Below are 18766 nucleotides of genomic sequence, written 5' to 3'. Positions count from 1 at the left end.
CACCCGACGGGAGCCACCGGCCCATGGCAACACTGGCTAAGCCGAACCTGCCCAGGTTCGACGTGGACATCTTCCAGAACGCGTTCCTCGCCGACGGCGCCCGCGAGGTGAACGCCATCGTCACCGTCACCGCGACCGGCGGCGGCACCTCCGGCGGCCGCCCGCTCGGCGTGACCGACAGCGGGCCGCTGGACGCGGGAGCGCACTCCGCCGCCGTGGTGATCATGGTGGACTGCTCCGGCTCGATGGACTACCCGGCCAGCAAGATGCGCGGCGCCCGGGAGGCCACCGCCGCCGCCATCGACACCGTCCGCGACGGCGTCGCCTTCGCGGTGGTGGCCGGCACCCACGAGGCCCGCGACATCTACCCCGGCGACGGCACCCTCGCGGTCGCCTCGGCGGCCACCCGGGCCCAGGCCAAGGAGGCGCTGCGCCGGCTCAGCGCGGCCGGCGGCACCGCGATGGGCACCTGGCTCGCCAAGGCGGACTCGCTCTTCCTCACCCGCCGCGACATCGCCATCCGGCACGCCATCCTGCTCACCGACGGCAAGAACGAGCACGAGTCGGCGGCCGACCTGGAGCGCGTCATCGAGCGGGTCTCCGGCCACTTCACCGCCGACTGCCGCGGGGTGGGCACCGACTGGCGGGTGGACGAGCTGCGCAAGATCTCCTCCGCACTGCTCGGCACCGTCGACATCGTCGCCGAACCGTCCGGCCTCGCCGAGGACTTCCGCTCCATGATGGAAGGGGCCATGGGCAAGCAGGTCGCCGACGTCGCGCTGCGGATCTGGACGCCGGCCAACGCCGTGGTCACCTTCGTCAAGCAGGTCGCCCCCACCGTGGAGGACCTCACCGGCCGCCGCACCGAGGCCGGCCCGCGCGCCGGCGACTACCCGACCGGCTCCTGGGGCGACGAGAGCCGCGACTACCACGTCTGCGTGGAGGTCCCGGCCGCCGCCGTCGGCAACGAGATGCTCGCCGCCCGGATCAGCCTCGTCCTGCCGCCGCAGACCGGCAACACCCCCGAGGTGCTGTCGCAGGGCCTGGTCAAGGCGGTCTGGACGGACGACCTCGCCTCGTCCACCCGGATCAGCCCGCAGGTCGCCCACTACACCGGGCAGGCCGAGCTGGCCTCGTCGATCCAGGAGGGCCTGGAGGCGCATCGCGCCGGGGACGTCGACCGCGCCACCGCCAAGCTCGGCGCCGCCGTCCGGATCGCCCACGCGACCGGGAACGAAGGCACGTTCAAGCTGCTGCAGAAGGTGGTGGACGTGGTCGACCCGAAGGAGGGTACGGTTCGGTTCCGTAAGAATGTGAGTGAGGCCGACTCGATGACCCTCGAGACCCGGTCGACCAAAACCGTCCGTGTGAAGAAGTGACCGCTGAAGTACCGGTCGGGCCGCGGCCCGGCCGGACGCTGCCCCAGCTGGCTGGAAATCGAGGGGGGACCTGATGCCGATCTGCCCGAGGGGGCACGAGTCGCAGGCCGAGGACTGGTGCGACTTCTGCGGCTTCCCGATGACACCGCCGCCGCCGATCCCGCCGCCGCCAGGCACGCTCCCGGGCGCGCCGGGGGCGCACGGCGGCCATGACGGCCTCGGCGGCCCGGGGGCGCACGGCGGACCCGGGCACCCCGGCCACGGCGGCGCGCCGTTCGGCGGGCCGGTGCACCCGGCGGAGCAGCCGGGCGCCCAGGGCTTCCCCGACCTCACCGAGGGCCTGGTGATCTGCCCGATCTGCCGCAGCCCGCAGACCGGGCGGTTCTGCGAGGAGTGCGGGTACGACTACGACCTCTCCGCGCCCTCGCACCGCCAGCCCCCGCCCGCCAGCGCGGGGCCCTTCAGCGCGGCGCCCGCGACCGGGCCCGCCCCGCTCAACATCCCGGCGGCGTACGGCGGCCCGCAGCCGCAGCCCCAGCAGCCGCCTCAGCAGGCGCAGCCCGCCTACGGCTACCCGCAGGCCGGCAGGCCGTTCCAGGAGGCTCCGTACCAGGAGGCGTCCTACCAGGAGCGCCCGTACCAGGAGCAGCCGCGCGAGGACTCCGGCCCGGTCTACGCCCAGCCCGGTCCGACCGGGCGCGGCGGCGAGTTCGGCACCTCGTTCAACCTGGCCCCGCCGGTCCCCCCGCAGACCCAGCAGGCGCAGCAGGCCCAGCAGGGCCAGCCCGGCCAGCCCGGCCAGCACGCCCCGCAGGGCCAGCACGCGGAGCAGGCGCAGCAGCCGCCGTACCAGCCGGCCCCGCCCGAGCCGGTCCGGACCAACTGGATCGCGGTGGTCTCGGCCGACCGCGACTACTTCACCGACATGATGGCCCGCAGCGGCCCGGAGGCGGCGGGGCTCTTCTTCCCCCCGTACTGCCCCGAGCGGCGCATCCCGCTGACCGGCCGCGGCCAGCTGCGGATCGGCCGGCGCAGCCAGCACCGCGGCACCGTGCCGGAGATCGACCTCTCCGTCCCGCCGGAGGACCCGGGCGCCTCGCACCAGCACGCGCTGCTCGCCGAACAGGCGGACGGCAGCTGGGTGCTGGTCGACCAGGACTCCACCAACGGCACCACGATGAACGGCGGCGCCGAGTCGCTCACCCCGCACACCGCGATCCCGCTGAACGACGGCGACCGGATCCACATCGGGGCGTGGACCACCATCACCCTGCACCGCGCCTGACCCTCGACGCCCGGGGCCGGGTGGGAGTCCGCTCCCGCCCGGCCCCGTCGGCGTCCTGCACCCGTACACGCACGACCCGGACGGCCCTGACCGGCCAGGACGCCGCCTCGGAGCGGCCGGGGCGCCCCGGCAAAATGATCTTCAAATCACGTACGCCCGGTCTCCTCAGCGCCCCCGGATGCCCCTACGCTCAGGCCACATGAATGCAGCGATATCCGCCGACGGAATCCGTCAGCGGTACGGGGACGTGCAGGCCGTCGACGGTGTTTCCCTCACCGTCGAGGTCGGCGAGTTTTACGGAATCCTGGGCCCGAACGGCGCCGGGAAGACCACCACACTGGAGATTCTGGAAGGAATCCGCAAGCCCGACGAGGGCCGGATCGAGCTGTTGGGGCTGGCGCCCTGGCCGCGCAATCCGAAATTGCTGCCGCGGATCGGCGTGCAGTTCCAGGCTTCGGCCTTCTTCAACAAACTGACGGCGCGGGAGACGATCCGCACCTTCGGCTCCTTCTACGGCGTCGGCCCCAAGCGCGCCGACGTGATGCTGGAGCGGGTGGGCCTCACCGAGTCGGCCGGGGTGATGACCGACAAGATGTCCGGCGGGCAGGCCCAGCGCCTCTCGATCGCCTGCGCGCTGGTCCACGACCCGGAGCTGGTCTTCCTGGACGAGCCCACCACCGGTCTCGACCCGCAGGCCCGCCGCAACCTCTGGGACCTCCTGCGGGACATCAACGCCGAGGGCCGCACGGTCGTCCTGACCACCCACTACCTGGACGAGGCCGAGGTGCTCTGCGACCGCGTCTCGGTGATGGACCACGGCAAGGTCCTGCGCACCGGCGCACCGGCCGCGCTGGTCCGCGAGATCGACGACACCGTGCGGATCAGCGTGGAGTCCGGGCTGCTGTCCGTCGAGCGGGCGCGCGAGCTGCTCGCGGCGACCGGCGCCGAGATCGCCTCGGTCGAGGACGACGGCGTCTCGCTCGCCGTCTCGACCCGCCTGCCGGGCCCGGTGCTCTCCGTGCTGGCCGAGCAGAACGCGCTGCGCGGACTCGAAGTCCGCGGCGCCACCCTGGAGGACGTCTTCCTCCAGCTCACCGGACGGGAGTACCGCGCATGAGCGCCGAACGCACTCGGGGCGCGACCGTTCCGGCCCAGCGCACGCCCGGAAGTCCCAGCGCGCCCGACGGGCAACCGGAGCGCGAACGGGTGAGCGCCTTCGTCAGCCTCTCCCGGGTGATGGTGGTCGCCTTCCTCCGGGACCGCACCGCCGTCTTCTTCGTGATCCTCTTCCCGCTGATGTTCCTGCTGCTGTTCGGCACCCTGCTCAAGGGCGCGTCCAGCCCGCACGCCAAGGTGGTGCAGGTCGGCGCGGTCCAGGTGCTGGACTCGGTGCAGGGCGACGGTCGGGCCGACCTGGAGAAGGTCCTCACCATCAGCCGCAGCGACGACGAGGCCGGCGCGCTGGAGAAGGTCCGCAAGGGCGACCTGGACGCGATGATCAAGGAGGGCCCGGACGGCAGGGTCGTGCTGCGCTTCAGCGCCGCCGACCAGGTCCGCGCCGGCTCCGTCCGGGGCATCGTCAACTCGGTCGTCCAGCAGGCCAACCAGGCCGCCAGCGGCAAGCCGGCGGCCTTCGTCCTGGACGCGGGCCAGGTCGAGGACGACTCGCTGAAGCCGATCCAGTTCCTCACCCCCGGCCTGCTGGGCTGGGCGGTGGCCACCGGCGCGGTGTTCGGCGCCTCGCTGACCCTGGTCTCCTGGCGGAAGAAGAAGGTGCTCCGCCGGCTGCGGCTGGCCCCGGTGAGCGCCGGGTCGATCGTGGCGTCCCGGATCGCCGTCTCGGTGCTGACGGCCCTGGTCCAGACGGCCGTCTTCCTGGCCGTCGCCACCATGCCGTTCTTCGGGCTGAAACTCACCGGCGACTGGTGGCTGATCATCCCGCTGGTGGTCTGCGCGACGATCGCCTTCATGTCGATCGGCCTGCTGGCCGGGTCGCTGGCCAAGACCGAGGAGGCGGCCAACGGCATCTCGCAGATCATCGTGCTGCCGATGTCGTTCCTGTCCGGCTCGTTCTTCCCGACCGAGGGCATGCCCACCTGGCTGAAGACCATCTCCGAGGCACTGCCGCTGAAGCACCTGGTCACCGCGGCCCAGTCGGTGCTCTCCCGGGGCGGCGGCGTGATGGACGCGCTGCCGACCATGGGCGGGCTGCTGGTGTTCGCCGCCGTGCTCACCGCGATCGCCTGGCGGTTCTTCCGCTGGGAAGACGCCTGAGCCGACTCCTGACGGCGGCGGGGTCGTACACCTGCGGTCCTGGTCCCCAGGTCCCGGTGTACGGCCCCGCCGCCGTCTGCGACCATGGTCGGGTGAAAGAGATCCGGCGTGGCACGCTCAGCGAGGAGACCTTCTTCGAACAGGTCGGCGGCGAGCCGACCTTCCGGCGGCTGGTGCACCGGTTCTACCAGGGCGTCGCGCAGGACGAGTTGCTGCGGCCGATGTACCCCGAGGAGGACCTCGGCCCGGCCGAGGAGCGCCTCACGCTCTTCCTGATGCAGTACTGGGGCGGTCCGCGCACCTACAGCGAGCAGCGCGGGCACCCGCGACTGCGGATGCGGCACGTGCCGTTCACGGTGGACCGCGCGGCGCACGACGCCTGGCTGAAGCACATGCGGGCGGCGGTGGACGAGCTGGCCCTGCCGGCCGACGCCGAGCGGCAGCTCTGGGACTACCTCACCTACGCCGCCGCCTCGATGGTCAACACCGAGGGCTGACCGCCGCCCGCTGACCACCGCCCGGGGGCCACGCGACGCCCGGCACGACAGACGCCGGGGTCGCCGGGGCCGGGGCCGCCGGCTTCCGGGGATGTCGGCGACCGGACAGGGCCTAGCGCATCGGGCTGAGCCCCAGCCCCGCACCGGGCGCGGCCGCCGTACGCACCGCCACCGATCCCGCCGGGGCGCTCAGCCGCAGCCAGCCGCCGGCGCGGTGCACGGTCAGCGGCGCACCCGGCTTGAGGAAACCGATCACATAGGCCGCGTGCGCGGCACGCAACGGCAGCTCGGGCAGCGCGGTCACCGGCCGGGACCAGATCTCGTCGGCCAACCCGTCCAGCACCGCACGGGTCCGGTGGTGGACCGGCACCGCCTCGCTGCGCTCGCGGAACTCCCGCACCCCCGCCATCAGTTCGGGGTACACCTCGGCCACCGGCGGCGCGCCGACCGCGCGCCAGCCGGAGCGCGGCGGCAGCAGGCCGGCCCAGGCGGGGCCGGTGACGGGCGCGGGCAGCGCCACGGTGTTCCGCTCACTGTCCAGGCCGTCCAGCAGCTGCCCCGCGGAGACCGTGCGGTCCGCCGGCCCGACCAGCTCGGCGAGGCGCGCGGTACGGACGGCCAGCGCGCCGGAACTGCCCAGTGGCAGCCGGCCGAAGACCGCCAGCACGCCGTCGCCGCCGGCCTGCTTGGCCACCGCCTGCAGGCGCACGGCTGCCGCCCGGTCGAAGCGCAGCAGGCGGACCAGGAAGGCGGCCAGGTCGGCGCCCTCCCCGGCGTCGGCGAGGGCGAGGGAGGCGGTAGCGGTCAACGCGGTTCAGCTCGAATCGGGTATCGGTGACGGGTGGTGGTCCGGGCCGGGGGCTCAGGCCGCCGCGACAGCCGGCTCCTCGACGCTGCGGTCGCCCCTGCTGCCGTCCTCCCTGCTGCCGTCGTCCACGAAACGGCCCAGGAACTCCCGCTCCACCGGGCTGATCCGGCGCGGGCGGCCCTCGGCCAGGTCGTAGGGGACGACCACGGTGGACGCCCGGACGTACACCGTCTCGGCGCCGTCCTCGGCGGTGTCCTTGATCTCGTACGAGACGGTCAGCGAGGCGCCGCCGATCTTGGTCACCCAGGTCTCGATGGTGACCGGCTCGGGCCGGTGCACCAGCGGACGCTTGTAGTCGATCTCGTGGCGGGCCACCACCGAGCCGCCCGCGAACTCCCCGGCGCCGGCGGCGGCGGCCTGGGTGAACATGAAGTCGATCCGGGCCTCCTCCAGGTAGCGCAGGAAGACCACGTTGTTGACGTGCCCGAAGGCGTCCATGTCGGACCAACGCAGCGGACAGGCGTAGATATGGCGTGCCACGGGTGTTCTCCTCGACGTCCGGTGACCCGCCGGAAGGCATCGGCGGCGGGCCGCGGCCCGGCAGGCCGCCCCGGAGGGCAGTCTGCCGGGCCGTTGTGACAGCTGGGTGTCAGCCTCGGGTCAGCTTCTTGTAGGTGGCCCGGTGCGGACGGGCGGCGTCGGCGCCCAGCCGCTCGATCTTGTTCTTCTCGTACGACTCGAAGTTGCCCTCGAACCAGAACCACTTGCTCTCGCCCTCGTAGGCGAGGATGTGGGTGGCCACTCGGTCCAGGAACCAGCGGTCGTGGGAGATGACCACGGCGCAGCCGGGGAACTCCAGCAGCGCGTTCTCCAGCGAGGACAGGGTCTCGACGTCGAGGTCGTTGGTCGGCTCGTCGAGGAGCAGCAGGTTGCCGCCCTGCTTGAGGGTGAGCGCCAGGTTCAGGCGGTTGCGCTCACCACCGGAGAGCACACCGGCCGGCTTCTGCTGGTCCGGGCCCTTGAAGCCGAACGCCGACACGTAGGCACGGGACGGCATCTCGACCTGGCCGACGTTGATCCAGTCCAGGCCGTCGGAGACGACCTCCCAGAGCGTCTTCTTCGGGTCGATGTTGGCCCGGCTCTGGTCGACGTAGCTGATCTTGACCGTCTCGCCGATCTTGACCTTGCCCGAGTCCGGCGTCTCCATGTCCTGCAGCATCTTGAAGAGCGTGGTCTTGCCGGCACCGTTGGGGCCGATCACGCCGACGATGCCGTTGCGCGGCAGGGTGAAGCTCAGGTCGTCGATCAGGACCTTCTCGCCGAAGGCCTTGTTGAGGTTCTCCACCTCGACCACGATGCTGCCCAGACGCGGGCCCGGCGGGATCTGGATCTCCTCGAAGTCCAGCTTCCGCATCTTGTCGGCCTCGGCCGCCATCTCCTCGTAGCGGGCGAGACGTGCCTTGGACTTCACCTGCCGACCCTTGGCGTTGGAGCGGACCCACTCCAGCTCCTCACGGAGCCGCTTGGCACGCTTCGCGTCCTTCTGGCCCTCGACCTTGAGGCGCGACTGCTTGCTCTCCAGGTAGGTGGAGTAGTTGCCCTCGTAACCGATGGCGCGGCCACGGTCGAGCTCCAGGATCCAGCCGGCCACGTTGTCCAGGAAGTACCGGTCGTGGGTGACGGCGACGACGGTGCCGGCGTACTTGGCCAGGTGCTGCTCCAGCCAGTTCACCGACTCGGCGTCCAGGTGGTTGGTGGGCTCGTCGAGGAGCAGCAGGTCGGGCGCCTCCAGCAGCAGCTTGCAGAGCGCGACGCGGCGCTTCTCGCCACCGGAGAGCTTGGTGACGGCCCAGTCGCCGGGCGGGCAGCCCAGCGCGTCCATGGCCTGCTCCAGCTGCGCCTCGAGGTCCCAGGCGTTGGCGTGGTCCAGCTCCTCCTGGAGCTTGCCCATCTCGTCCAGCAGGGCGTCCGAGTAGTCGGTGGCCATCAGCTCGGCGATCTCGTTGAAGCGGTCGAGCTTCCCCTTGACCTCCCTGACGCCGTCCTCGACGTTCTCCAGGACCGTCTTCGCCTCGTCGAGCGGCGGCTCCTGGAGCAGCATGCCGACGGTGTAACCGGGCGAGAGGAAGGCGTCGCCGTTGGAGGGCTGCTCCAGACCGGCCATCATCTTGAGCACGGTGGACTTGCCGGCGCCGTTGGGACCGAGGACGCCGATCTTCGCTCCGGGGAGGAAGCTGAGCGTCACGTCGTCAAGGATGACCTTGTCGCCGTGCGCCTTGCGCACCTTGCGCATCGTGTAGATGTATTCCGCCACGTGAGATCGCTCCGGCGTCGTCGGGAGTAAGTCGGGTTGCAGCTTTCCATTGTGCCGCACCCGGCCGAGCGCCCGAACCGCCCGCTTGCCCCACTGGGGTATCCACCCGGAGAGCCCGCAGGGCCTGCGGCCACCGCCGCCGGACGCACCGCGGCCCGGCTCCCCGCAGCGGGTGCGGGGAGCCGGGCCGGACGGAAAGGCGCCTGCCGTGCCGTGGCACGTCAGGCGCCTTTCACTTCGGTACGTCAGTACCTCGGTCCTTCGGTACTACCTCGGCGCGGTGCCTCAGGCGGCGCTGCGACCGTGGCGACCGCGGCGGCGCAGGACGAAGACCGCGGCAGCGCCGGCCACGACCAGACCGCCGGCGACGGCGGCGAGCACCGGGGTGGCGTCGTTACCACCGGTGGCGGCCAGGCCGCCCGTGGTGCCCGGGGCCGGGCTGGAGGCGGCCGGAGCCGGGTGCGCCGTCGAGCTGGACGGGGCGGCGGACGGCGTACCGGTCGGGGTGCCGCTCGGGGTCGGGGTGGCCGAGGCGCTCTTGCTGGCCGACGGGCTGGCGGTCGGCGTGGTCACGCTGGTCACCTTGCAGTCCAGGATGCCCTTGAACTCCTTGGTGAAGCCGTTCGGGCCGGTGACGGTGATGGCGTAGGCGGCGTCCTCGGCGACCGGGACGACCACGCTCTCGATCTTGCCCGGCTGAACGGTGAGCGACTTGCCCGGCTGGACGGTCACGGTGGCCGCCTCGTCGCCGCCGTTGGCGACGTTGACCCGGACGCCGTTGGAGTCGCACTCGACCTGGGCGTTGCTGTCCACCAGCGGGCCCTTGCCCGCCTTCCACACGGCCTTGGCCGCGTCCACCACGCTGAGCTTGGTGGAGCCGGCCAGGATCATGGTCTGGCTGTGCTTCTCGGGGGTGTAGCCCTTGCTCAGGAAGACCCGGCCGTTGGGCACGACGGTCTCGGCCGAGGCCGTCACGGTGGCCGTGCCGTCCGGGGTGCCGGCCGGCACGTCCAGGAACAGCGAGGTGTCCTTGGCGACCGGGCCGGTCAGGCCGGTGACCGGCTTGCCGTCCTTGTCGACCAGCTTCACCTTGTCCGCGGCGTCGCCGGAGACCGCGAGCTTCACCTCGGAGGCGCTGGAGTTGACGGTGAACGGACCGAGCTTGCCGCCCGGCTTGCCCGACACCGAGTCCGGGGTGAGGCTCAGCGAGGGCTTGGGCTCGGCGGCGATGCCCTTGTTGCTGTCGCTGACCAGGTAGTCGCGCAGCTTCTTGGCCTGCGCGTCCACCGGGGTGGCGTTCTTGCCGTCGGAGAACTTCCAGATCGCGGCCTGGGTGCCCGCGGCGGCGTCGTCGGCGGTGAGCTCGCCCTCCTTGATGCCGGCCGCGTCGGCCAGCTTCTTGAGGTCGGTGACCTGCGGGTAGGAGTTCTCCAGGATCCAGCGGATCTTGGCGGCGTCCTGAGCCTTCTCCTTGCGGCCGAGCGAGCTCGACTTCCAGTCCGACTCCTGGTACTCGACCCCGCTCTTGATGTTGACCGGGTGGTCGATGTCGATGCAGTACGTACGGAGCTCGCCGTTGGCCGTCTTGAGGGTGAACAGACCACCCTGAACGGAGTGACCGCCCTCGATGGCAATCTCCTCGCTCTGCATGGTCGGCTGGATCACCGCCGTGACACCCGCACCCGGCGCGTCGGCCGCAGCCGCCGCACCGGCCGCGAGCAGGCTCCCGCCCAGCGCTACGCTGGTCGTGAGCATGACAGTGGTTATGCGCGGAAGACTCCGCCCCTGCCTCTGGAACATCTGGGATCCCTCCGGGCCGGGCCAGCCGATGGGCAGCCCGCCTTGCATTGCACCGCGCGCCCTGTGACGCAGCTGCATGTGTGTGAACCAGACGAATCCTATTGAGCCACGGAGGCGCGCAAACCCCCATGCGAAATCAGGACGATTCCGTATCTGTATCGTTATCAATGCTCCCATCATCCACACAAGCTGACGATCAGCCAGAAACTCCGGATCTTTCGCTTAACCGGTCCGGTGATTGCGCGTGCGGGCACAACAACCGTCTCGATCAACATATTTGTCGACAGTTGGGATCAGCTGACGGTCAGACCAAGGAGGCCTGGGCGTCACCCTCCGTTCCCCCGTCAGCCATCCGCGCACCCGGCGCGACGGCCGCCAACGGGGGTGCCGCCAGGGGGTCGACCGACGCCTTCCGCGCCTGCAGTGCGTCCGCGATCCAGCCCGGCACCGCCTCGCCCACGGACACCTCGCGGCCGCTCGGCGACCCCCCGCCCCACGTGAAGACGGCGGTGCCACGACTGAGATCGTGCCCGACCGATCGGGCGTCGATCTCGACCCTGCTGCGCCTCGCCTCCCCCTCCGTCCACTCCCGCACCCTCAGTCGCCCGCTCACCACCACCGGATCCCCCTTCGACAGCGAGCCGATCAGATGACCGGCCAGCGCCCGCCAGGCTGTCACCGTCACCCACTGCGTCTCGCCGTCCACCCAGCCCTCCCGCAGCCGGTCGTAGCGGCGCTCCGTCGACGCCAGCCGGAAGTTGGCCACCGCCACCCCGTCCGCCGTCCGCGTGCAGCTCACCTCGGTCGCGACATTGCCGATCACCGTCACCTGGGTCTCGTTCACAGAACACGCTCCGTTCTCTCCGATGCACCGTACGGAATCGACCGGTGCGAGTTGAGAGTGCACTTCCCGGGAAATCCGTGCCGGCGAGATCGGAAATCCTGTGGACAACTCGGCCCTGTGGAAAACCGGTGTCACTCACAGGGGTGAATTTCGGCCCTTCCGGTCCTACTTTCAGCCTCGCCTCTGCGCGGCCATGACAACAAACGCCCCGCTTCCCGCCGCGCCGCCGCACCCCCAGGGGTGGCCTGCCCGGCCGTCCGCCCACGTCATCCGACCGAAGGAACCCGAATAAGGCCCCCCACCCGCGCCGACCGGGGTACTTTCTCCGTGCCGAATCCATAACGGGTGGGGCGGCAGCCCCGTAACGACTGCACAACGTCCGGCGCCGAAGAGCGCCAGACCGCTGCACGCACGGCCTTCACCTGCGATTATCGGACCGCTCCACCGAAGCCGACACACCCGCGACGGTGTTGTTACACCCGGCCGAGGATCTGGACACCCTTATCCTGTCCCCGACAGGGCAAGGCCCCGCCAACCCCCACCCCACCCTCAGGCACGGGGCCGGACAGCGGGCGCCCCGCGCGCTCGTCGCCCGATCCCGGCAACGGTCACGCCCATCAGGGCGCCGTCCGTCCCGCCCCCATAGCTCAGCGGATAGAGCACCCGCCTTCTAAGCGGTAGGTCGCAGGTTCGAATCCTGCTGGGGGCACCGCGCCCGAATTCCCGCAGGCCACAACGTCGGCGAGGGCTATGCCCGGCCGGCCCGCCGGGGAATTCCGGGCACCGAACGCACATAACCCGTGACAATGCGTGTCATGGCAGCGCCGGAAACGGCCCACGGGAAACCCCGGTACGAACCGGCCGCACGGTCCGGACGGAAACAACGGTCCGAACGGAAACAACGGGCGAAATCAGACAATGCCCCCGGGTTCGGCGCACCGCCCGGTCTCCTGCTCGCCATTTGCCACCCCGGCCACCCCGGCCACCCCGGCCACCCCGGCCACCCCGGCCTCCCCGGCCCGCGACCCGACCCCGCTCCCCGCCACGGCCGAAGCCCCGTCACGTCACAGCCGCTCCGGCCCCGCCGCAGCCGCAGGCCCCGCCGCGGTCACAGCCGCTCCGCCCCCGCCGGCCCGGCCAGTCCCACCAGGTAGGCGTCCAGCAGCGCCGTCTGCCGCTCGGCCGGGAACTCCGCCGGCGCGAACAGCGCCTGCACCACCAGCCCCAGCGCGAAGGCCTGCGCCCCCGCCGCGAGCTGCTCGGCGGCCACGTCGTCCGGCAGCTCGCCGAGCCGCTGCGCGGCGGCCACCGACTCGGTCAGCAACGCCCGCGCCCGCCCGTACCGGGCCGCGTGCGCGGTGGCCAGCTCCGGGTCGGCCAGTGCCACGTCCCAGGAGCCGACCCAGATCCGGTTGCCGGCAGCGGCGGCGGCGTCCAGCGGGAGGATGTCGAGCAGTGCCGCCCGCAGCCGGGGCAGCCCGGCGGCCGGCGGCGGGCTGCCGCCCCCCGGGGCGATCCGGCGCGGGCGCTCCTGGGAGCGCTGGTCGAGCACGTCGAGGGCGTGCGCCACCAGCGCCCGCTTGTTGGGGAAGTAGTGCGTCAACAGCCCGGTGGAAGCGCCCATCTCGGCGGCCACCGCGCGCAGCGTCAGCCCCTCGAAGCCCCGCGAGGACAGCACCCGCCAGACCGCCTCGGATACGTCCCTGCGTCGGGCTTCATGGTCTCCCCGGGCTGGTGTCATAGGCGCTATCGTACATACCAAACGTTTGTTATGTACGCTGGAACGGCCGGACCGCGAGGGGCCCACCGCTCGACCGGCCACCGCCGCACCCCCACCGTCCCGCCCACCGCCCCCAGCCCCGAAAGGCCCGCCGATGTTCGCCGTCCCGCTCACCGACCATGCCGAACTGCGCCCCCTGGAGCCGTGGCAGGCAGCCGAGTTCCTGGCCAACATGGACCGCGCCCGCGATCACATGAACCCGTGGATCGGCTGGGCCGGCCGCTCCACCGACCTGGAGTCGGCCCGCGCCACCCTGCAGGGCTACGCCGACCGGCAGGCCGCCGACGCGGGCCGGCTCTACGGGATCTGGCTGGACGGCACGCTGGTCGGCGGCACGATGTTCGTGACCTTCAGCGCCACCACCGGCGTCGCCGAGATCGGCGTCTGGACCGAGCCCGCCGGCGAGGGCCGGGGCCTGGTCGCCGCCGCCGTCCGCCATCTGATCGACTACGCGTTCACCACCCGCGGCCTGCACCGGATCGAGTGGCACACCACCCCGGCGAACATCCGCAGCCGGTCCCTCGCCCAGCGGCTGGGCATGCGGCTCGACGGCACGCTGCGGGAGTCGTACCAGGTCAACGGCGTCTACCGGGACTCGGAGATCTGGTCGATGCTGGCCCACGAGTGGAAGCCCACCCCGTGACACGGAGCGGGGCCCGGCGGACAGGCGTCCGCCGGGCCCCGCTCGGTCCGCCCACCGCTCCGTCCACCCCCGCTCAGGCGGCCAGCGCCTGCTGCTCCGGCAGCGACTCGGCCGTCGGCGCGGTGGGCCGCAGCCGCAGCGCGAGCACCATGGCCAGCGCCATCACCCCGGCCGCCGAGAAGAACACCACGTCCACCGCGTCGATGAAGCTGTGCACCGCGTGGTCCCGGGCGGCGCCGGTCAGGCGGCCCACCGCGCCGAGCGGAGTGCCGGGCTCGCCACTGTCGAAGACCCGGGCCAGCACGGTGCCGAAGAACGCGGCGCCCAGCGCGCTGCCGAGCGTCTGGAAGAACCGGATGCCGGTGGTGGCGACGCCCAGCTGGTGAACCGGAGCGGCCTCCTGGACGACCCCGATGAGGTGGCCGATCAGCTGGCCGAGGCCGATTCCGAGCAGGACGAGTTCGGCCCGCACCAGCCAGAGCGAGGTGTCCGCGCCGTTCAGCCCGAGCAGCAGCAGGGCGGCCGTGGCGCAGGCCGCACCGGAGACCAGGAGGACCCGGACGGACCAGCCCCGCGCGGAGAGCCGGTTGACCACGAGGCCGACCGCCGTCATGCCGAGCGCCATCGGGATCAGGTAGAGGCTGGCGGAGGTCGCCGCGACACCGCGGGCCACCTGCAGGTACAGCATCACGTACATGATCGCGCCCATCAGGCCCATCCCGACCAGGCCCTGCACCGCGAACCCGATCCGGATCTCCGGAACGCGGAAGAGCGAGAGCGGCAGCACCGGCTCGGCGGCGGTGGCCTGGCGCCACAGGAAGAGACCGAGGGCGAGGGCGGTGCCGGCGGCCAGCCCGAGGAGCTCCGGCGAGGTCCAGGCGTAGGTCTTGCCGCCCCACTCGGTGACCAGCAGCAGTCCGGTGGCGAACGCGGCCGCGAGGGCGGCGCCGAGGAAGTCCAGGCCGCGCCGCCCGGCCGAGCGCGGGAGCTTGAGCACGAGCGCGGAGCCGACCAGGACGAGCAGGCCGAGCGGCAGGTTGACGTAGAAGATCCAGCGCCAGTCGAGGTGGTCCGCCAGGAGGGCGCCGATCAGCGGGCCGACGGCCATGCCGGCGCCGCCGACGATGCCGCCCATGCCGCCCCCGCCGCCACCCTTCTCCCCTTCCGGATCCTTGAGCTGCGCCATCACCACCATCGTCACGCTCATCAGCCCGCCACCGCCGATGCCCTGGACGGCCCGGAAGGCGATCAGCTGGGTCATCGACTGCGCCGCCCCGCAGAGCGCCGAGCCGAGCAGGAAGACGCCGACCGCGCCGAGCAGCGCCCGCTTGGCGCCGTACACGTCGCAGAGCTTGCCGTAGAGCGGCAGCAGCGCCGTCGCCGCCAGCGCGAAGGCGCTGACCAGCCAGGGCAGTCGGTCGACGCCGTGAACCGGGTCGAGGTCCCGGACGATCGGCACGGTGGCGGCCGACACGATGTTCATGTCGAGCACCGCCAGGATGATCGTGATCAGGCAGAAGAGCATGCCCAGCTTGCGCTGGGTCTCCGTCATCAGAGCTGCTGCCGGCGCGGTGGCGGCCATCGGAAGTCCCCCCGGGGATCGTGACGTTCGGGCGTTCGGACGTGGGCCGGACCGCACCGGACGGGTGCGGCTCGGCGGCCCGCCCTCACCATGGCAGACATTTTTTACTCGGTCAATTCTTCGTCGGGGTCAAGTATTCGTCTTGGTACATCATTCGCCCCGGTCAATCTTTGATCCTGGTACAGTCCTGCCATGGCGAAGCGCACCGCGACCACCGATCCCGAAGCACCAGAACCGGCCAACGCGGCCCTGGGCCTGCGCGAACGCAAGAAGCGCCAGACCGCCGTCCGGATCTGGCGCAGCGCGATCAGCCTGTTCGCCGAGCGGAGCTTCGACGAGGTCTCGGTCGCCGAGATCGCCGCCGCGGCCGAGGTCTCGAAGATGACCGTCTTCAACTACTTCCCGTCCAAGGAAGACCTGGTCATGGGCCCGATGGAGCAGCACACCGGCGAAGCCGCCGAGGTGGTCCGCGATCGCGCCCCCGGCGTCTCGGCGGTGGCCGCGGTGCGCACCCACTTCCTGGCCGCCCTGGAGCGGTTCGACCCGGCCACCGGCCTGAGCGACGACCGGTTCGTGCTCGACGTGGTCCGGCTGATCCACCGGACGCCCGCGCTGGCGCTGCGCGCCACCACCGGGTGGGGCCTCGCGGCCAACGAGTTGCTCGCCACCGAGCTGCTCGCCCAGGACCCGGCCGGCGACCGGCTCACGGCCCGGGTCGCCGCCGCCCAGCTGATGAGCGTGCGGCTGGCGCTGACCGACGAGAACCACCGCCGGATGCTGGCCGGCGAACGGGCCGCCGACGTGCTTCCGGAGGCCGTCGAGAACGCCCTCCGCAGCTTCGCCCTGGTCGAGCACGGCCTCGGTGACTACGGCACCCGGTCCGCCTGACCACCCGACTCGCCCGACCGCCCGGCCGGCCTGACCACCCGCCCCGGACCGGCGGCCGCCCGGCGCGGGCCCCGGCAGCCGGTCCGCCCGGCGGTGGCGCGGCCGCGCCTGAGAGAGTGTGCGCACCACGATCTCCGGAGGTGCGCATGGACCAGCCGCTGCTCACGCGGGACCGCTCCCCGCTGCCCACCCCCGTCGACGGCCTCAACGCCTACACCGGCGGGGACGGCGTCGCGGTGCTGGAGTTCGCCCGGCCGCACCGGCGCAACGCCGTCACCCTGGCGATCTGGCAGGCCCTGCCGAAGGTCCTGCTCCGGCTCGCCGAGCAGCCCGGTCTGCGGGCCCTGCTGGTCACCGGCGCCGGGGGCACCTTCAGCGCCGGCGCGGACATCGCCGAGCTGTCCGGGATCTACGCCGACCCGGACCGCGCCGACGACTACCACGCCGTCAACGTCGCCGCCGAGGAGGCGCTGGCGGCCTTCCCGCACCCGACCGTCGCCGTGGTGCACGGTGCCTGCGTCGGCGGCGGCTGCCAGCTGGCCGTCGCCTGCGACCTGCGGTTCGTGGCCGAGGACGCCCGGCTGGGCATCACCCCGGCCAAGCTCGGCGTGGTCTACCCGGCGGTGCCGACCCTGCGGCTGGCCCGGCTGGTGGGCCCGTCCCGCGCCAAGTACCTGCTCTTCTCCGGCGAGTTGGTGAGCGGCCGGGAGAGTGTCGCGACCGGCCTGGCCGACCGGGTCCTGCCGGGCGCCGAGCTGGACGCCGGGGCCCTGGAGTTCGCCCGGCTGCTGACCACGCGGTCACCGCAGACCATCGGCGCGGTCAAGGCCGCGCTGGCCGTCCCGCCGGAGCAGGCCGCCGAGGCGCTGCGGCCCTGGGAGCGCCGCTCCCGCGAGGCTCCGGACGTCCGTGAGGGCCTCGCCGCCTTCCTGGAGGGCCGGCCACCCCGTTTCTGACCCCGCGCGAACGGACCGTGACGATCATCCGATCGACGGTCCGGCCGAGCCGCCGGGAGCACCGCCCGCGACGAACACGCCGCCGAGCACCACCATCCGGGCCCCGCGCCGACCGGCTGTTCCCCGGTGGCGCGGCGGGTGCCCGCCACCGCGCGGACCGTGGTCGGCGCGGTGGCGGGCACCCTGAGGGCCGGGCCCGTCTTCCGGGCGGCGCGCCGGCTCCCCGCAGGCCCCCGCCCCGCGCGCTCAGCGAATCGGCATCCCGGAGATCGCACGGGCGATCACCAGACGCTGGATCTCGCTGGTGCCCTCGAAGATCGAGTAGATCGCGCTGTCCCGGTGCATCCGCTCGACCGGGTACTCGCGGGTGAAGCCGTTGCCGCCGAGGATCTGCATCGCCTGCGCGGTGACCCACTTGGCGGTCTCGCCCGCGTAGAGCTTGGACATCGAGCCCTCGGCCGCGGTGAACGGCTGGTTGTTGGCCGCCATCCAGGAGGCCCGCCAGACCAGCAGCCGGGAGGCGTCGATCCGCGTCTTCATGTCCGCCAGCTGGAAGGCCACGCCCTGGTTGTCGATGATCGGGCGGCCGAACTGCACCCGGGTCTTCGCGTAGTCCAGCGCCACCTCGTACGCGGCCCGGGCGATGCCGATCGCCTGCGCCCCGACGGCCGGCCGGGAGGCCTCGAAGGTGGCCATCGCCGCGTTACCCCGGCCGCCGGTGCGCTTGGCCCCCTCGCGGGCCCGGGCCAGCCTCTCGTCCAGCTTCTCCTTGCCGCCGAGCAGGCAGTGACCGGGCAGCCGGACGCCGTCCAGGACCACCTCGGCGGTGTGCGAGGCACGGATGCCGTGCTTCTTGAACTTCTGACCCTGGCTCAGCCCGGGCGTGCCCGGCGGCACCACGAAGGAGGCCTGCCCGCGCGCGCCGAGCGCCGGGTCGACGGTGGCCACCACCACGTGGACGGCGGCGATCCCGCCGTTGGTCGCCCAGGTCTTGGTGCCGTTCAGCACCCACTCGTCCTTGGCCTCGTCGTAGACGGCCTTGGTGCGCAGCGCGGAGACGTCGGAGCCGGCATCCGGCTCGGAGGAGCAGAACGCGGCCACCTTGACGTCGTCCGGAGTGCCGAACATCTGCGGCGCCCAGGTGCCGATCTGCTCGTCGGTGCCGTTGGCGAGCACGGCGACGGCGGCCAGCGTGGTGCCGACGATGGACAGGCCGATGCCCGCGTCGCCCCAGAACAGCTCCTCCATGGCGATCGGGATGCCCACGCCGGAGGGGTCGAAGTACTGCTGGGCGTAGAAGTCCGGCGAGTAGATCCCGAGCTTGGCCGCCTCCTGGATGACCGGCCAGGGGGTCTCCTCGCGCTCGTCCCACTCGGCGGCGGCGGGGCGCATCACCTCGGCGGCGAAGCCGTGCAGCCAGTCGCGTACGGCGAGCTGGTCCGCGCCCGGGTCCAGCGAGAACGTGCTCATGATGCCTCCGGTCGAAGGGGCCCCTCGCCGCCGGGCCGGCAGCGGGTACAAGGGCGGGGCAGAAGCGGTGTCGGACAGGTGTTACCGGGGGTAACATCGCGGGGAGTCTGCTACTCATAGGTAGGAATGTCAACGCCCCGCCCGGGGCGACTCCCCGACCCACCCGCCCCGCGCCCCACCCCACCCCACCCGACGCCCACCCCGCACAGCCGCACCCCACACAGCCCCACCCCGCCCCGCACCACT

Annotated in this window: 16 protein-coding genes and 1 tRNA gene; 9 read left to right on the top strand and 8 right to left on the bottom strand. The window is 72.3% G+C overall.

The window, feature by feature from the left end; translation table 11 throughout:
* The first annotated feature begins 23 nt into the window (after positions 1-23).
* The 5 genes from ACFVYI_RS22655 to ACFVYI_RS22635 all read left to right on the top strand — a co-directional run bounded on the left by ACFVYI_RS22655 (position 24) and on the right by ACFVYI_RS22635 (position 5435).
* Positions 24-1379, top strand: a complete 1356-nt coding sequence (locus tag ACFVYI_RS22655) for a VWA domain-containing protein (protein ID WP_360635907.1) — start codon at positions 24-26, stop codon at positions 1377-1379.
* 73 nt (positions 1380-1452) lie between these two features.
* Positions 1453-2664 (top strand): FHA domain-containing protein, encoded by a 1212-nt coding sequence (locus ACFVYI_RS22650; protein ID WP_387888403.1) that lies wholly within the window; start codon positions 1453-1455, stop codon positions 2662-2664.
* A 199-nt stretch (positions 2665-2863) separates the two neighbouring features.
* A complete protein-coding gene (locus tag ACFVYI_RS22645; RefSeq protein WP_387888401.1) occupies positions 2864-3781 on the top strand; it encodes an ABC transporter ATP-binding protein in 918 nt (305 codons plus the stop codon).
* A gap of 89 nt (positions 3782-3870) precedes the next feature.
* Positions 3871-4938 carry an ABC transporter permease gene (locus ACFVYI_RS22640; protein ID WP_387888399.1) on the top strand — a complete coding sequence of 356 codons (1068 nt, stop codon included), beginning with the start codon at positions 3871-3873 and terminating at the stop codon, positions 4936-4938.
* 92 nt (positions 4939-5030) lie between these two features.
* Positions 5031-5435 carry a globin gene (locus tag ACFVYI_RS22635; protein ID WP_360635919.1) on the top strand — a complete coding sequence of 135 codons (405 nt, stop codon included), beginning with the start codon at positions 5031-5033 and terminating at the stop codon, positions 5433-5435.
* A gap of 112 nt (positions 5436-5547) precedes the next feature.
* On the opposite strand, the gene ACFVYI_RS22630 is transcribed toward ACFVYI_RS22635, so the two are convergent.
* The 5 genes from ACFVYI_RS22630 to ACFVYI_RS22610 form a co-directional block, all read right to left on the bottom strand.
* The gene (locus ACFVYI_RS22630) at positions 5548-6243 is read right to left on the bottom strand and encodes a hypothetical protein (RefSeq protein WP_387888396.1); all 696 of its coding nucleotides are present in this window, start codon (positions 6241-6243) and stop codon (positions 5548-5550) included.
* Positions 6244-6297: 54 nt separating this feature from the next.
* Positions 6298-6783 carry an acyl-CoA thioesterase gene (locus ACFVYI_RS22625; RefSeq protein ID WP_387888393.1) on the bottom strand — a complete coding sequence of 162 codons (486 nt, stop codon included), beginning with the start codon at positions 6781-6783 and terminating at the stop codon, positions 6298-6300.
* A gap of 109 nt (positions 6784-6892) precedes the next feature.
* On the bottom strand, positions 6893-8557 hold the full coding sequence (gene ettA, locus ACFVYI_RS22620; protein WP_387888391.1) for an energy-dependent translational throttle protein EttA: 1665 nt from the start codon (positions 8555-8557) through the stop codon (positions 6893-6895).
* A 285-nt stretch (positions 8558-8842) separates the two neighbouring features.
* Entirely contained in the window at positions 8843-10312 is a 1470-nt protein-coding gene (locus tag ACFVYI_RS22615) for a Cys-Gln thioester bond-forming surface protein (protein ID WP_387888388.1), read from the bottom strand.
* Positions 10313-10661: 349 nt separating this feature from the next.
* A complete protein-coding gene (locus ACFVYI_RS22610; protein ID WP_387888386.1) occupies positions 10662-11201 on the bottom strand; it encodes a single-stranded DNA-binding protein in 540 nt (179 codons plus the stop codon).
* 636 nt (positions 11202-11837) lie between these two features.
* On the opposite strand from ACFVYI_RS22610, the gene ACFVYI_RS22605 reads away from it, so the two are divergent.
* Positions 11838-11910: transfer RNA gene (locus ACFVYI_RS22605), tRNA-Arg, on the top strand.
* 399 nt (positions 11911-12309) lie between these two features.
* On the opposite strand, the gene ACFVYI_RS22600 is transcribed toward ACFVYI_RS22605, so the two are convergent.
* Positions 12310-12942, bottom strand: coding sequence for a TetR/AcrR family transcriptional regulator (locus ACFVYI_RS22600; RefSeq protein ID WP_387888383.1), 633 nt, complete (start codon positions 12940-12942; stop codon positions 12310-12312).
* Between the two features lie 133 nt (positions 12943-13075).
* Between ACFVYI_RS22600 and ACFVYI_RS22595 the strand changes: the two genes are divergently transcribed.
* Positions 13076-13624, top strand: a complete 549-nt coding sequence (locus ACFVYI_RS22595; RefSeq protein WP_387888382.1) for a GNAT family N-acetyltransferase — start codon at positions 13076-13078, stop codon at positions 13622-13624.
* A 73-nt stretch (positions 13625-13697) separates the two neighbouring features.
* On the opposite strand, the gene ACFVYI_RS22590 is transcribed toward ACFVYI_RS22595, so the two are convergent.
* Positions 13698-15206, bottom strand: coding sequence for an MFS transporter (locus tag ACFVYI_RS22590; protein ID WP_387888379.1), 1509 nt, complete (start codon positions 15204-15206; stop codon positions 13698-13700).
* Between the two features lie 192 nt (positions 15207-15398).
* Here ACFVYI_RS22590 and ACFVYI_RS22585 point away from each other — a divergent pair, with 192 nt between their 5' ends.
* Positions 15399-16094, top strand: a complete 696-nt coding sequence (locus ACFVYI_RS22585; RefSeq protein ID WP_387888376.1) for a TetR/AcrR family transcriptional regulator — start codon at positions 15399-15401, stop codon at positions 16092-16094.
* Between the two features lie 146 nt (positions 16095-16240).
* On the top strand, positions 16241-17050 hold the full coding sequence (locus ACFVYI_RS22580) for an enoyl-CoA hydratase/isomerase family protein (protein WP_387888375.1): 810 nt from the start codon (positions 16241-16243) through the stop codon (positions 17048-17050).
* A gap of 246 nt (positions 17051-17296) precedes the next feature.
* On the opposite strand, the gene ACFVYI_RS22575 is transcribed toward ACFVYI_RS22580, so the two are convergent.
* On the bottom strand, positions 17297-18520 hold the full coding sequence (locus tag ACFVYI_RS22575) for an acyl-CoA dehydrogenase family protein (RefSeq protein WP_387888373.1): 1224 nt from the start codon (positions 18518-18520) through the stop codon (positions 17297-17299).
* Positions 18521-18766 lie beyond the last annotated feature (246 nt).

The sequence above is a fragment of the Kitasatospora sp. NPDC058218 genome, from assembly GCF_042882445.1.
Taxonomy (GTDB): domain Bacteria; phylum Actinomycetota; class Actinomycetes; order Streptomycetales; family Streptomycetaceae; genus Kitasatospora.
Note: the sequence above shows the minus strand (reverse complement) of the source record. Positions and strands in the feature narration are given on the sequence as shown.

Bases quoted from the DNA above. Each gene is read 5' to 3' on its own strand.
- ACFVYI_RS22615 (WP_387888388.1), bottom strand. From the start codon at position 10,312: ATGCTCACGACCAGCGTAGCGCTGGGCGGGAGCCTGCTCGCGGCCGGT.
- ACFVYI_RS22575 (WP_387888373.1), bottom strand. From the start codon at position 18,520: ATGAGCACGTTCTCGCTGGACCCGGGCGCGGACCAGCTCGCCGTACGC.
- ACFVYI_RS22650 (WP_387888403.1), top strand. From the start codon at position 1,453: ATGCCGATCTGCCCGAGGGGGCACGAGTCGCAGGCCGAGGACTGGTGC.
- ACFVYI_RS22600 (WP_387888383.1), bottom strand. From the start codon at position 12,942: ATGACACCAGCCCGGGGAGACCATGAAGCCCGACGCAGGGACGTATCC.
- ACFVYI_RS22580 (WP_387888375.1), top strand. From the start codon at position 16,241: ATGGACCAGCCGCTGCTCACGCGGGACCGCTCCCCGCTGCCCACCCCC.
- ACFVYI_RS22585 (WP_387888376.1), top strand. From the start codon at position 15,399: ATGGCGAAGCGCACCGCGACCACCGATCCCGAAGCACCAGAACCGGCC.
- ACFVYI_RS22590 (WP_387888379.1), bottom strand. From the start codon at position 15,206: ATGGCCGCCACCGCGCCGGCAGCAGCTCTGATGACGGAGACCCAGCGC.
- ACFVYI_RS22655 (WP_360635907.1), top strand. From the start codon at position 24: ATGGCAACACTGGCTAAGCCGAACCTGCCCAGGTTCGACGTGGACATC.
- ACFVYI_RS22595 (WP_387888382.1), top strand. From the start codon at position 13,076: ATGTTCGCCGTCCCGCTCACCGACCATGCCGAACTGCGCCCCCTGGAG.
- ACFVYI_RS22645 (WP_387888401.1), top strand. From the start codon at position 2,864: ATGAATGCAGCGATATCCGCCGACGGAATCCGTCAGCGGTACGGGGAC.